Raw genomic sequence first — 13,778 nt, 5'->3', positions numbered from 1 at the left:
TTTGCTCCTTTTGTTGAGATTAAAGCTTATGGAGTTCATTTGTCAAAAACTCCACCACCCTATCAGCCGCGCAAGGCTTCCCCTGAGAGCGCAAGGCGTTTTCTACCGCGCTATTGTAGTTTGTGTTTGTGTTAATATCATACACCACCTGCCTACCTTGCGTATCTTCCATAAACTCAATGCCGGCAATATCGATATTTTGCGCCCTTAAAAAACCCTCCAAGCGCACCACTAGCGGCGTATCCGCGTTAATATCCTCTCGCAAACTAAACTTATCATTGCTACCTATCTCGCACGCCGCGCCTGCAAGCTGCGGCTTTATATCCTCAATATTGCACGCATCAGCAGGGCATAGCTCAAACGCCCCACCACTCGTATCCACGCGCACCGCGTAAAAAAACCGCCCACCGATAAACTCAAGGCGCGTGATAAACATAGCACGCGCGCGCACATACTCCTGCAGCAACGTGATGTCATCAGCTGGCGGCTCAAACTCGCTAGATTCTATATATTCGCCAAACTCGCTCAAACTCTCAAAACGCCGCACGCCTAAGCCTTTGCCGCCTTGATTATGCTTTGTGATAAAGGGCTCTTTGCCCCCTTGTGAAATACGCTCTGCCGCACTTAGCAAGTCGCCTTTCCCAAAGACTGCGATAGTGCGTGGCACGATAAATCCGGCGTTTTTCAAGGCTAAATGCTGGCGCACTTTGCTTACTTCTAGCTCTAGGACATGGCTTGCATTTACCACGCGCACGGGGTTTTGCGCTTTAGATTCTATATTTCTAGATTCTAGCGCGCTAAGCAGGGCGCGCCCATACTCCTTAGAGTGCGCATTCCCACGCGTATGGCTAGACGCACTAAGCCTACTCCAAAACACGCCGCTAAGCGGACTAGATTCTATAGAATCTATAGAATCTAAATCAATGCTACCACTAGTCAAAATAATCTCGCCAAACTCCACGCCCGCGCGCTCAAACGCCGCACGAAATGGCGGTATCCACTCAGGATTTTCATGCAGGATATAAATACCTTTTTTAAGATTGTTATACAACATTTTTGTCCTTTCTTTTCAAAAATTGAGCCTAGATTCTATTCTGCGGGGCGCGGTCTGCCTGTATCAGTATAGTCATCAATCGTGCTTAGTGCGCCACCTACGCGATATTGCGAGCCAATGTGCGTAGAATCTAGCCTATCGCCTTTGCCAAAGAGTTTATTGCGCAGTGAGCCTTTGGCGTATTCGTGTTTATACGCGTCGCGCTTTTGGAGTTCAGGCACGACATAGCGCACCACATCTTCAAAAGTCCCGGGTGTTGTGGCATAGGAGAGATTAAAGCCATCGGCATCTGTTTGGGCGATAATATCTTGCAGTGTGTCGGCTACCTGCTTTGGACTGCCGATAATGCGCGGTGCTTGAGGCGCGCCAATGCCTGAAAGCTTTAACAAATCGCCCAAAGTCCAAGCGCGCTGCCCGTCGATAGTAGAATTACTCATCGCCTCCACCTTGCCAAGCATAGCATTTGATTGAATTTTATCAAGCGGCTCATCAAGTTTATATTTGCTTAAATCTACGCCAAGCCAGCCGGAATTCACTACCAGTGCGCCCTCTTTGTGCGCATATTTGAGTAAATCTTTATACTTTGCTTGCGCTAGACTTTCGCTCTCATCTGTAATGATAGTGGCTAGAAGGTATATTTTTGCGCTATATGGGTCGCGCCCAGCTTTGATGAGCTCTTGGCGTATTTGGGCAACGGCTGTTTTGGCGTATTGCAAGGGGGGCGCGATAAACATAGCTTCTGCGTGTTTCGCGCTAAAGGCGCGCCCACGCGGTGAATTACCCGCTTGAAATAGCACAGGTGTGCGCTGAATGCTAGGCTCGCACAAATGAATGCCCGGCACATCATAATATTTGCCATGATGTCCTATGTGATGGACTTTGTAAGGATTAGCAAAATCGCCGCTCTCCCTATCTAAAATCACCGCATCATCTTCCCAGCTGCCCTCTAAGAGTTTATAAATCACTTCCATATATTCCTCTGCTACATCATAGCGCTCATCGTGTGGCAGCTCCTTTGCACCCATATTTTTATTTGCGCTCGGTAAGTAGCCTGTTACGATATTCCAGCCTATGCGCCCTTTGGTCAAATGGTCTAGCGTGCTTAAGCGCCGCGCAAAGGGATAAGGGTGCTCAAAAAACACGCCAGCTGTAATGCCAAAACCCACATTTTTAGTAACAGCCGCACCGATAGTGGCAAGACTTAGCGGGTCATTGATAGGCAGCTGCTGCGCCGCTCTTAGCGCGCCTAAATCATTGCCACGATACACATCATACACGCCTAGCACATCAGCGATAAATACCGCATCAAATAGCCCTTGCTCTGCAATACGCGCGATATTTTGCCAATACTCAATGTCTTTATACTTTAGCGAACAATCGCCCGGATAGCGCCATAGCCCCGGACTTAAATGCGATACACAATTCATATCAAAGGCATTTAGACTAATTTGCTTTGTCTTGCTCATATTCCCTCCTTATAGAATCTTAGGCTTTTTGCGGTGCAAAATTATACTAGATTCTATATAGAATCTAGCTTTATTACCCTTTTGCATTAATCTAATTCGCGCTTTTTGGGGATTAAAATCACACAAATAGTCGCAATAATCATTAAAATTTCAAAATAGATAAAAAATCCATTCTCCACGCCCCATTCCTTAAACTGCAGTGCCACATAAGTCGCACTCCCACCAAATAGCGCTGCGCCAAGAGTGTAGCTTAGCCCAGTGCCAAGAGCTCGCACATGCACAGGGAAAAGTGTTGTTTTAAAAATCCCTGCCACTGCGGAGTAAAATCCAAGCACAAAGCACATAAGCCCTAAAATCCCAAAAAGCACAAACGCATTTTGCGTCCCGCGCATAAGCTCAAATAGCGGATACACGCCAAAAAGCGCAAATACGCAGAAAATTAAAAGCGAGGTTTTTAACCCGATTTTATCACTTAGCGCGCCAAGAAAGGGCGTTACGATAAATAGCACAAAGAGCGCGCCTAAAATGATATTATTTGCTACCACCGCATCAATACCATTATTTATCATAAATACCTTGCTATACACGGTAATCACATACCACGCAGGCGAGCACCCAGCGGTAATGCCAAGCACCAAAAGAAAAGATTTATAAGATTTAAAAAGCGCTTTAAAGCTGCCTCTATCATCATATTTTTTTAATTCTTCTGCTGAATTATCATGCATAAGGCTACGCACCAGTAAGCTTAAAAGCGCGGCTACACCGCCGATAAAAAATAAAATGCGCCAGCCAAAATCACTCATTTGCTCTTGATTTAAAAATGAAAATAGCACGCTAACGCTAGCCACAGCCAAAAGCTGCCCACCAATGAGCGTGAAATACTGAAAACTTGAATAAAACCCCCTTTTTCCCGGTGGTGCCACTTCGCTAAGATATGCCGCAGCAATGCCATATTCGCCACCCACAGCAAAGCCCTGTAAAAGTCTTGCAAAGAGTAATAGCAAAATCGCCGCATCGCCTATAGTGCGCTTATCGGGCAAAAATGCGATAATAAATGAGCCTAGCGCCATAAGCACGATAGAGATAATCATCGAGCTTTTGCGTCCAATTTTATCCGCAATGCTGCCAAAAACTGCACTGCCAATAGGTAGCATTAAAAATCCAGCCGCAAATACGCCAAATACAGAGATTTGCTGCACAATGGGCGAGCTTGCATCGGAGAAATTTTTTGCAAAATACACCGCTGAAAATCCATAAATGTAAAAATCAAACCACTCCACTAGATTCCCACTACTAGCTGCAAGCACGGAGCGCAGGGCTTTGGGATTATGCTCTTTTGGGATAGAATCTATATTTTGTTTATAATGTAATGTATTCATATTGTTTCCTTTTATAGCTTTATATAGAATCTACTCAAGGCACAATGGCAAATGCGCGCACAGGGAAGCCCGGATAGCCCTCAAACTTTGGCACGCCAATGATGATAATGCCCCCAGTGGCAGGCAGATTCTCTAAATTTGTCAAAAGCTCGATTTGATATTTATTTTGACTTAAAACAAACTTTTCAGATTCTAAAAAGCCATTTTTACGCACATCAGCCGCCGCGTCCGTATCTAGCGTCTCATGCCCAATAGCAGTAGCCCCTCGCTCATTTAAGATATACTCTAATGCCTCAATGCTCCAGCCAGGCGTATGCGCATCGCCTTTTTTATCTTTATTGCTAAAATCCGCCTTACCAGCCACAGCCAAATCCCACTTTTTGCTCCAGCCGCTAGCAAAGGCCACAAAGCTATTTTTAGGGATTGCTCCATGGCGCTTTTCAAAGTCTAGCACATCTTGCTTTGTAAGGATATAGTCCGCATTTTTGGCGACCTCCTTTTCTTTATGAATGACAATGAGGGGCAGCACTAGCTCTTTAAGCTGTATTTGCTCTAGCGTGCGCTTATTATTCACAAAATGTATAGGCGCGTCAATGTGCGTGCCATACTGCGTTGGGAAGCTTGTCTTATACACAAAAAAGCCATCTTTATCCACATTAAAAATCTTATCTTGCTCTAGCTTTGGCAGGGCGTAGAAGCGTGGAATCTTATCATTTACGCCATGTGTCAAATCTATGAATTTACCCTTTTGCAGCACATTTAAAGCCTGCAGGATTTCGGTATTTTGCTCTTTTGCTGCTGCTATGCTAAAAGCTGCTAATATAATTAAAAACCATTTTTTCATGTTGTATCCTTTTATGTTGATTCCCATAGATATGGGGCTTTAAAGATTCTATAAATTACAGAATCTAGACTTAAAATCTAACCCTTGCGGCACGAAGTGCAGCAACGTGGCGATATAGAATCTAGATTCTATATCGCATATTCCTCATTTGACTTGCGGGGGCGACCGGTGTTTGCGTAGTCATTTATCGTGCTAAGTGCGCCGCCTACGCGGTATTTCGCGCCTGTGTGTGAGTAGGGCAGCCTATCGCCATTGCCAAAAAGCTTATTTCGCAAGCTCCCGCTTTCATACTCCAAGCGATACACGCCCCGCTCCTGCAGTGTAGGCACGATGAATTCCACTATATCCTCAAAAGTGCCAGGCGTGGTAGCATAAGCTAGATTAAACCCATCAGCCCCGCTATAGCCTATAAACTCCTCTAAAATATCTGCCACCTTTTGCTTCCCACCGACAATTTTTGGTCCCAAAGAGCCGATTCTCTCGCTATGTATTAAATCCTGCAGCGTCCAAATCTTGCCAGAATCTGTAGTAGATTCTCGCAAAGCATCAACTAACGCAATTATCGCGTTTGACTTAATGTTATTTAGCGGCTCATCAAGCTTGTAGCGGCTCAAATCCACGCCAAGCCAGCCTGAATACTTTACCAAAATGCCCTCCACACTGCCGTAACTTGCCAAATCATTAAACTTCGCCTCGGCTAGCTTATCATTAGAATCTGTGATGATAGTCGCGCCCAAATAAATCTTTGCTCCCAAAGGGTCGCGTCCAGCGCGCGCTAGCTCATCGCGTATCTGCCCTACGACAAGGCGCGCATGCTCCTTTGTGGGCGCGGTAACAAAAATCGCCTCCGCGTGCCGCCCAGCAAACCGCCTCCCACGCGCGCTAGCCCCCGCCTGAAACAGCACCGGCGTGCGCTGAATGCTAGGCTCACAAATGTGAATGCCAGGCACATCATAATACTTGCCGTGATGCCCTATGTGATGGACTTTGTGCGGGTTGATATACTCGCCGCTACTTTTATCGGCTATCACGGCGTCATCTTCCCAGCTGCCCTCCAAAAGCTTATAAATCACTTCCATATACTCGTCCGCGACATCGTAACGCTCATCGTGCGGCAGCTCGCTTGCGCCCATATTGCGATTCGCCGCGGGCAGATAGCCTGTTACGATATTCCAGCCCACGCGCCCTTTGGTTAGGTGGTCTAGCGTGCTAAGGCGACGCGCGAAGGGATATGGGTGCTCAAAAGCCGTAGCAGCCGTGATTCCAAAGCCTACATTGCTAGTCACACTTGCCATCACCGCAGCCAGCTGCACGGGGTCATTCACAGGCACTTGCAGCGCCGCTCTTAGCGCGCCAAAGTCATTGCCACGATACACATCATACACGCCTAGCACATCAGCGATAAATACCGCGTCAAATAGCCCTTTTTCGGCGATTTTTGCAATATTTTGCCAATACTCAATGTCCTTATATCTTACCGCCTCATCGCCAGGATAGCGCCACAGCCCGGGACTTAAATGCGAAATACAATTCATATCAAAAGCGTTAAAGTGGATTTGTTTTTTATTTTTTTTGCTCATATTAATACTCCTTTTTTTGTTAAGTTCGTTTTTGAACTTACAGGTGTCATCATACACATAAATTTTTAAAAATACAATATGTAATTGCAAAAATTTGTAATTAATGATACTTTTTTACTCATTTTTAAAGGGGTATTTAATAAAAATAAGCTTATAGAATCTCACAAAATCACGCCAGCACAAAGATTTCAAATATGGAATCTAGAAAAGATGATGGGGAAATGAATATTTGGAGGGTTAAAATTAAGGCTTAAAAATGAGGAGATTGAAGCTATAAGGCGCAGAAGCACTTATTGCACAAGAGTAAAGGCTTAGCCAGTATTGCGAATGCCTTGAGCTATGCCTACAATAGTGGCGTGGATTTGCTCCATAAGCCGCTCTTGCGCCTTTGCATAATGCGAGCTTTGGTATTTTTTGATAAGCTCAATTTGCGTGAGATTAAGCACGCTCAAATATGGCTTGCGCAAAAGGATAGATTCTCTAATGCCACTTTCAGAATCTAGCAGCTCGCTTTCATTGCGCAAATAGAGCAAATACTCTAAAGTAAGGTTGTATTGGGCATAAATATGCTCCCAAATATCCTCTCTTATGGCTTTATTTTTCACAAATTCATTATAAAGTTTTGCAATGTCTAAATCTACCTTGAGCAGGGCTTGAGAGATGTTATCAATGGTAGTTTTAAAAAAAAGTGATTGAGCGTAGCAATCTCGCAAGGCATTTTTATCTCCTTGCGCTAAACCACTGCCTAGCCCATACCATGCGGGGATAATGCTGCGATTTTGCGTCCATGCAAATACCCAGGGAATTGCGCGTAAATCCTCGACTTTTTGCGTGTCTTTGCGCTTGCTTGGGCGCGAACCTAAGTTTAGATTCTGTATAAATTCTATGGGCGTAGCATTTTTAAAATACTCCATAAATCCCTTATTTTCATACACAAGTGCGCGATAGGCTTTGTAGGAATGCTGCGAAATAGGCTCAAGCAGGCTCATCGTCTCTGGATTAACTTCACACGCGCTCCCTACGCAATAAGTATCATATGCTGCCCTTTTAAGCAGCGCGCTAAGGGTGCTTGAAAAATTTTTAGTAGCGATATTTTTGTTAAGATACTTAGCGCTTATCATTTCGCCTTGCTCTGTGGTTTTTAGCACGCCATTCACACTTTGAGGGCTAGAGGATAATAAAGCCTCCTCCAAACTCCCGCCACCGCGGCTAACGCTCCCTCCGCGCCCGTGGAAAAAGCGAATATGTATATCAAGCGTGCTTTGGAGCTTGGTAAGATTGCTAATAGCGTGATATAAATTGTAATTGCTAGCAAAAATCCCACCATCTTTGCTTGAATCTGAATAGCCAATCATAATTTCTTGCGTGCTTTGATTATCAAGTAGATATTGTCGATAATGCGGGTTTACACATAGTGTTTGGATAATGCTTTGTGCGCGCTGTAAGTCGTCTATGGTCTCAAAAAGTGGGGTAATGGAAATTTTTGCCTTGCCGCTTTTTGCCTCCTTTTTTTTGCCCGGCTTCCATAAGCCGCTTTGTTTAGCAAACCACAGCACACAGAGCAAATCACTTGCTTCTGTGCACATAGAGATGATAAAACTTTGCAAAATATGCTCTGAAATATGCTTTTTTGCCCACTGAATGCGTAAAAATGCACCCACAAAGCGCCTTGTTTCTGGTGAAAGCTCTTCAAGTATGGTATTTAAATCAAATCTTTTAGCGCCTAAAGCCGTATTTAAAATCTCGCATTTTTTATTCTCGCTTAAATCCTTAAAATCGCTATCGCTCCTCCCAATAAGGCAAAATACCTCGCTTGTGGCGTTTAAAATTACATCTCTATGCTCCCTAAAATCAAGCCTTAAAAGATGAAAGCCCCCAAGCAGCACTAAATGCCTAAACTCCACCAATCCCGCTGCAGAGATAGAATCTAGAGATTCTATAAGCATATCAATATCGCCAATAAGCTCTTTAGAATCTTTGTAGGTAAAATCAATATTATCCACAGTATTAATGGCTATGAGGCGATTTTGCAATTTCTTTTTGATAAGGTAGAGTTTAGCGCGAAAGGGTTCTTTGGCAAAGAGTGTGGCTTGACTTTGCGAGAGTTGGGCTATATTATCTTGTAGGGATTGCATGAGGGCTTTGCTAGGCTTTATAAAATCCATAGACATGGAAAGCTCGCGGATAAGCTTATCGCATTTTTTAATATACACTTCAATGATAGCCTTATGCGCGATTTTCATAACCTTTGTCATAATTTCATTGCTTACATAGGGATTGCCATCTCTATCGCCGCCTATCCAGCTGCCTAGTGTGATTGGCGAATGCTCTAAATTTTTATTTAGCAAGCATTGTATATCGCCTAAAACCTTTGTAGCCGCCTCAAGTATGGAACTTTCAATAATATAGAGTAGATTATCAAGCTCAAATAAAATCTCCATTTTTTCACTGCGCACCAAATGCGTATGCCACAATAGGTGCAAGCGATAGAGCAGTTGGGCTTTAGCCGCGCTGTCATTGTGCGTAAAAATGGCTTGAATGTTTTGGCTCATTTGATGATGCGCTTCAAGGAAAGTGCGGCGGCGAGATTCTGTAGGGTGCGCGGTAAAGACGGGATAAAAGCGCAAATGCTCTAAAATCTCTAGCATATCACAAGTATCATAGCCCTCTTTATTTAAATCCTGCAGGCTTTGGGGGAGGGTGTTGAGTGTGGCATTGTTGCTAAGGTTTAACTCCTCGATAATATTAAGTAGCATATGATAGAGCGTGAAAGCCTTTATAATAAAAAGTGTTTTATCCTGTGCTGAAATCTCTGCAAGCGCGCGCTTAAATGTCTCAATATCTTTCTTTTCAAGGCTTTGTTTAATACTAATAAAGGCGTGCGTTAGCTCTGTATCAATGCTCTGCAGGAGGCTAGTGATGATTTCTCCTACAAATTCCATTTGCGCTGGCTCAAGTAGGCTAGAGCGTGATAAGGGTGAGTTTGTATCTGTGATGTGCTGCATTTTGCCTCCTTTGTGATTTGGCGTTAATTATAACTAAGTTTGTTTTAACTATAATTGAGCCTTTATTCTATCATTTAAGCGGTGGCAAAACTGCGAAAGGACAAACAAAATGGCACTTAAAGTTTATTACGATAAAGACTGCGATTTAGGCTTAATACAAGGCAAAAAAGTGGCAATCATAGGCTTTGGAAGTCAAGGACACGCACATGCTGAAAACTTGCGAGATAGCGGCGTGCAGGTAGTCATCGGGCTTTATAAAGGTGGCAAAAGCTGGGCAAAAGCAGAAGCAAAAAAATTCAAAGTAGTAGAAGTGGCAGAGGCTACAAAATGGGCAGATGTGATAATGATTCTAATACCAGATGAACTGCAAAGCGATGTATTTTACCGCGACATCGCGCCACATTTGAGTGAAGATAAGATTATTGCATTTGGTCATGGATTTAACATTCATTTTGGGCAGATAAAAGCACCAAAGGGCGTGGGCGTAATAATGGTCGCTCCAAAAGCGCCCGGGCACACCGTTAGAAGCGAATTTGTAGCAGGGGGGGGAATCCCAGATTTAATCGCAGTGGCACAAGATACTAGTCGGGGCGATGCAAAGGCTATTGCATTAAGCTATGCCGCTGCAATTGGCGGGGGGCGAAGCGGTGTCATTGAGACAAGCTTTAAAGATGAGACTGAGACAGATTTATTTGGCGAGCAAGCGGTGCTTTGCGGCGGTGTGACAAGCCTTGTGAAAGCAGGATTTGAGACTTTGGTAGAGGCGGGGTATCCTGAGGAGATGGCGTATTTTGAGTGCTTGCACGAGCTAAAATTAATCGTAGATTTGATATATCAAGGGGGGCTAGAAAATATGCGATATTCTATCTCAAATACCGCAGAATACGGCGATATGATAAGCGGTCCGCGTGTAATAGGAGGCGAGGCAAAACGCGCAATGAAGTCAATATTAAAAGACATTCAAGATGGCAAATTTGCAAAAGATTTTATTTTAGAGCGAAAAGCCGGCTACGCACGCATGAACGCAGAGCGCGCAAATCTAGCCGCCCACCCAATCGAAAAGGTCGGCACCCGCCTGCGCGAAATGATGCCCTGGATAAACAAAGGCAAGCTAGTGGATAAGGAGAAAAATTAATGCCTATAGAATCTAAAGCCCCTAAGGTATCCTTGTCCAAAGCTTTCTTAAATCATCAGGGCAAGCTCGTATTATGCGCGCTATGCGCGATATTTTTAGCCATTGTGCTATCAAATATCACTCGCACTTCTATCTGGGGTGATGAGGGCTTTAGCGTGATGAGTATCGGGGGGGGGGGGTATAACCTCTCTTAATAGATTCTGGGAGCTTGTTTTAGGCGACAATCACCCTTTTTTATATAATTTTCTACTTTACTTCTATGCCAAACTTTTTGGCTACACTGATGGCGTTTTACGATTTTTTAGCACACTTTGCATTCTTGTAGGGGGTTTTGTCAGTTATTATCTATTGCAAAAGCACACAGGGCGCTATGTAGCCTTTATTTATTTTGGTATATATTTGTGTGCGCCAAATACGATTTACTATGCGCAGGAATTGCGCAGCTATGCCATGCTACTAGGTTTATCATCTGTATTTTGTGTGCTGTATTTTTTGATTAGAGAATCTTTATATGCGCGCTTTACTTCCCTTAGTATTTGGCATTTTGTTGGGCTAAGTTTTGTTGGAGTTTTGCTCATTTTAACGCATTATTATGCATATATTTTTTGTTTTTGCGCAGGGCTAGCGCTTTTGCTTGAATGTTTGTATAAAAAATCACTTTTTCTCCCTGTATTTTTAAGCTTTCTAATAATTGGCTGTGTGGGCGTTGCGTGGATTCTTGTGCATATATATTATGGTGGATTCTATGAGCGCATTATTGGTTCGGCAAATGGACAAAACTGGATTCATGAGGGCAGCGTGTGGAGTTTGGTATGGAGCGTTTTACTCTCAATGTTTGGTAAATATGGCATAGGCGCGCTTATTCTCACAACCCTTTATCTTACTGTGAGTAATTTTGCTCAATTGCGCAGCCTTATAAAGCGCCATATTACGCTTTGCTTACCTATCGTATTTGAGATATGTATGCTTGTGGTGATTTTTACTTTTGTGAGTAAAACAATGACTACGCGCTATTTTATTGAGATTTATCCTTTTGGATACTTGTTTGTAGCCCTTATTTTAGGCTTTTATGGGAGGCGTGTGCTGCCCTTTGTGTGCTTAATCCTTGTATGTTTAAGCATTCATAGCTTTTTGCTTAGCGCCACTTATAAAAAAGAAGATATTCGCGCCGCATCAGCTTATATCACCACGCACTTTGATAGCGCGCATTGTAAGCTGCCTGTATCGTGGATAAGCTATGCGCGATATTTGCCCGAATTTGAGTTCGTTACACACCCGCTTAAGCAAGAATCTTGTGATTTAATCCTGCTTAGCACCGCAAATGAGACGGATAAAGCCACAGATTTTAAAGCCACAAGGGATTATTTGAGCAAGCATAATATTAGCGAGCCTTATTGCTTTTTATACTTTGATGGCGCGCTGCTCGTGCTTCAAAAATGTGCGCCAAAGAGCCTAAAAGATTAGAAACTTTGTATTATAATTGCGCAAATTTTTGCGTGGAGGTGTGCAATGTATTACAGCAGCGGGAATTACGAGGCGTTTGCGCGCCCATTAAAGCCAGAGGGCGTGGATAATAAGAGTGCGTATCTTGTGGGAAGTGGGCTTGCAAGTCTGTCTGCGGCGTGTTTTCTTATCCGTGATGGGCAGATGAAGGGCGAGAAAATCCACATTTTAGAGGAGCTAAGTCTGCCGGGCGGGGCGTGCGATGGAATCTATAATGAGAGCAAAAAGGGCTTTGTTATCCGCGGTGGGCGCGAGATGGAAAATCATTTTGAGTGCCTTTGGGATTTGTTTCGCTCTATCCCCTCGCTAGAGGTTGAGAATGCAAGTGTTTTGGACGAATTTTATTGGCTAAACAAAAAAGACCCAAATTTTTCTTTGATGAGAGTAACGCAAAATCAAGGTCAAGACGCCCATACTGACAAGAAATTTGGCTTGAGTGATAAGGGCTTAATGGAGATTTTAAAGCTATTTTTCACGCGCGATGAGGACTTGTATGACAAAAAAATCGATGAAGTGTTTAGCAAAGAAGTGCTAGATTCTAACTTTTGGCTTTACTGGCGCACGATGTTTGCGTTTGAGAATTGGCACAGCGCGCTTGAGATGCGGCTATATTTGCAGCGATTTATCCATCATGTCGATGGGCTGCCTGATTTGTCTGCGCTAAAATTCACAAAATATAATCAATATGAGTCGCTTATAATGCCCATGATTGCGTATCTTAAGCAGCATAATGTGAATTTTATCTACAATACAAAAGTTACCAATGTGAAATTTGAGAAAAATGGTAACAAAAAGGTGGCAAAAGAGATAATTTTTGAACGTGATGGCAAGGAAGATTCTATAAAATTAAGCGAAAATGACTTGGTGTTTGTTACGAATGGTAGCTGCACGGAAAATTCGACTTTAGGCGATGATAATACCGCACCGGTGCTGAATACAAGCGAGGGTGCGTGCTGGAAATTATGGAAAAATATCGCCGCTCAAGATTCTAGTTTCGGTCGCCCTGAGAAATTTTGTAACAATATTAAGGCGACAAATTGGGAATCTGCGACTATAACGACACTTGATAATGTTATCCCGCCTTATATTGAGAAAATTTGCAAACGCGACCCTTTTAGCGGGAAAGTCGTGACCGGCGGCATTGTCACGGCGCGAGATTCTGCGTGGCTGCTTAGCTGGACTATCAATCGGCAGCCGCATTTCAAAAGTCAGCCAAAAGAGCAGCTTGTGATTTGGTTTTATGGGCTATTTACCGATGTGCCGGGCGATTTTGTCAAAAAGCCCTTGAAAGAGTGCAGCGGGCGCGAGATTATCCAAGAGTGGCTGTATCATATCGGCGTGCCGAGCGATAAGATTGTGGAATATAGCGAAAAGCATGCGCGCTGTGTGCCTTGCATGATGCCCTATATCACGGCGTTTTTTATGCCGCGCGCAAAGGGTGATAGACCTGATGTGGTGCCGCAGGGTTGTGTGAATTTTGCGTTTTTAGGGCAGTTTGCACAGACGGCTAGTGATACGATTTTTACGACTGAATACTCGGTTAGAACGGCGATGGAGGCGGTTTATACTTTATTGAATGTGGATAGGGGCGTGCCGGAAGTCTTTGGCTCGCGCTTTGATATTCGCGCCCTGCTTGCCTCTAGCGTGCGGCTAATGGACGGGAAAAAGCCCACAGAAATGAAAGTGCCTTTTTTAGTCAAACTGCTTGAAAAAGCCGCCATAGCAAAAATTGACAACACACTCCTAGGCGACCTTTTGAAAGAATATGGGGTGATATAGAATCTAGATTCTATAACTTTGCAAAATGCGAGG

10 protein-coding genes are annotated in these 13,778 nt (G+C 43.8%); 4 read left to right on the top strand and 6 right to left on the bottom strand.

The annotated features are described in order from the left end of the window. Nucleotides 1–19: 19 nt before the first annotated feature. The 6 genes from LS71_RS06505 to LS71_RS06480 all read right to left on the bottom strand — a co-directional run bounded on the left by LS71_RS06505 (nt 20) and on the right by LS71_RS06480 (nt 9,328). Entirely contained in the window at nt 20–1,054 is a 1,035-nt protein-coding gene (locus LS71_RS06505; protein ID WP_034354589.1) for an ATP-grasp domain-containing protein, read from the bottom strand. A 35-nt stretch (nt 1,055–1,089) separates the two neighbouring features. Beyond that, nucleotides 1,090–2,520: an LLM class flavin-dependent oxidoreductase gene (locus tag LS71_RS06500; RefSeq protein ID WP_034354586.1), complete on the bottom strand. Its 1,431-nt coding sequence runs from the start codon at nt 2,518–2,520 to the stop codon at nt 1,090–1,092. Nucleotides 2,521–2,606: 86 nt separating this feature from the next. Beyond that, nucleotides 2,607–3,899, bottom strand: coding sequence for an MFS transporter (locus LS71_RS06495; RefSeq protein WP_034354583.1), 1,293 nt, complete (start codon nt 3,897–3,899; stop codon nt 2,607–2,609). A gap of 34 nt (nt 3,900–3,933) precedes the next feature. After that, a complete protein-coding gene (locus LS71_RS06490; RefSeq protein WP_052058007.1) occupies nt 3,934–4,743 on the bottom strand; it encodes a cyclase family protein in 810 nt (269 codons plus the stop codon). A 128-nt stretch (nt 4,744–4,871) separates the two neighbouring features. Beyond that, nucleotides 4,872–6,323 (bottom strand): LLM class flavin-dependent oxidoreductase, encoded by a 1,452-nt coding sequence (locus tag LS71_RS06485; protein WP_034354581.1) that lies wholly within the window; start codon nt 6,321–6,323, stop codon nt 4,872–4,874. A gap of 311 nt (nt 6,324–6,634) precedes the next feature. Further along, on the bottom strand, nt 6,635–9,328 hold the full coding sequence (locus LS71_RS06480; RefSeq protein WP_034354579.1) for a phosphoenolpyruvate carboxylase: 2,694 nt from the start codon (nt 9,326–9,328) through the stop codon (nt 6,635–6,637). A 109-nt stretch (nt 9,329–9,437) separates the two neighbouring features. On the opposite strand from LS71_RS06480, the gene ilvC reads away from it, so the two are divergent. From ilvC to LS71_RS06460, 4 genes are all read left to right on the top strand, one after another. Further along, nucleotides 9,438–10,463 carry a ketol-acid reductoisomerase gene (ilvC, locus tag LS71_RS06475; RefSeq protein ID WP_138109861.1) on the top strand — a complete coding sequence of 342 codons (1,026 nt, stop codon included), beginning with the start codon at nt 9,438–9,440 and terminating at the stop codon, nt 10,461–10,463. Next, nucleotides 10,463–10,657 (top strand): hypothetical protein, encoded by a 195-nt coding sequence (locus LS71_RS06470; protein WP_034354207.1) that lies wholly within the window; start codon nt 10,463–10,465, stop codon nt 10,655–10,657. Before ilvC ends, LS71_RS06470 begins: the two co-directional genes overlap by 1 nt. Nucleotides 10,658–10,811: 154 nt before the next feature. After that, complete coding sequence (locus tag LS71_RS06465; protein ID WP_034354212.1) at nt 10,812–11,927, top strand: hypothetical protein; 1,116 nt, start codon at nt 10,812–10,814, stop codon at nt 11,925–11,927. Nucleotides 11,928–11,972: 45 nt separating this feature from the next. Beyond that, nucleotides 11,973–13,745 (top strand): oleate hydratase, encoded by a 1,773-nt coding sequence (locus LS71_RS06460; protein ID WP_034354215.1) that lies wholly within the window; start codon nt 11,973–11,975, stop codon nt 13,743–13,745. Nucleotides 13,746–13,778 lie beyond the last annotated feature (33 nt).

This window comes from Helicobacter jaachi, from assembly GCF_000763135.2.
Classification (GTDB): domain Bacteria; phylum Campylobacterota; class Campylobacteria; order Campylobacterales; family Helicobacteraceae; genus Helicobacter_C; species Helicobacter_C jaachi.
Note: the sequence above shows the minus strand (reverse complement) of the source record. Positions and strands in the feature narration are given on the sequence as shown.

Bases quoted from the DNA above. Each gene is read 5' to 3' on its own strand.
- LS71_RS06505 (WP_034354589.1), bottom strand. From the start codon at position 1,054: ATGTTGTATAACAATCTTAAAAAAGGTATTTATATCCTGCATGAAAAT.
- LS71_RS06500 (WP_034354586.1), bottom strand. From the start codon at position 2,520: ATGAGCAAGACAAAGCAAATTAGTCTAAATGCCTTTGATATGAATTGT.
- LS71_RS06495 (WP_034354583.1), bottom strand. From the start codon at position 3,899: ATGAATACATTACATTATAAACAAAATATAGATTCTATCCCAAAAGAG.
- LS71_RS06490 (WP_052058007.1), bottom strand. From the start codon at position 4,743: ATGAAAAAATGGTTTTTAATTATATTAGCAGCTTTTAGCATAGCAGCA.
- LS71_RS06485 (WP_034354581.1), bottom strand. From the start codon at position 6,323: ATGAGCAAAAAAAATAAAAAACAAATCCACTTTAACGCTTTTGATATG.
- LS71_RS06480 (WP_034354579.1), bottom strand. From the start codon at position 9,328: ATGCAGCACATCACAGATACAAACTCACCCTTATCACGCTCTAGCCTA.
- ilvC (WP_138109861.1), top strand. From the start codon at position 9,438: ATGGCACTTAAAGTTTATTACGATAAAGACTGCGATTTAGGCTTAATA.
- LS71_RS06470 (WP_034354207.1), top strand. From the start codon at position 10,463: ATGCCTATAGAATCTAAAGCCCCTAAGGTATCCTTGTCCAAAGCTTTC.
- LS71_RS06460 (WP_034354215.1), top strand. From the start codon at position 11,973: ATGTATTACAGCAGCGGGAATTACGAGGCGTTTGCGCGCCCATTAAAG.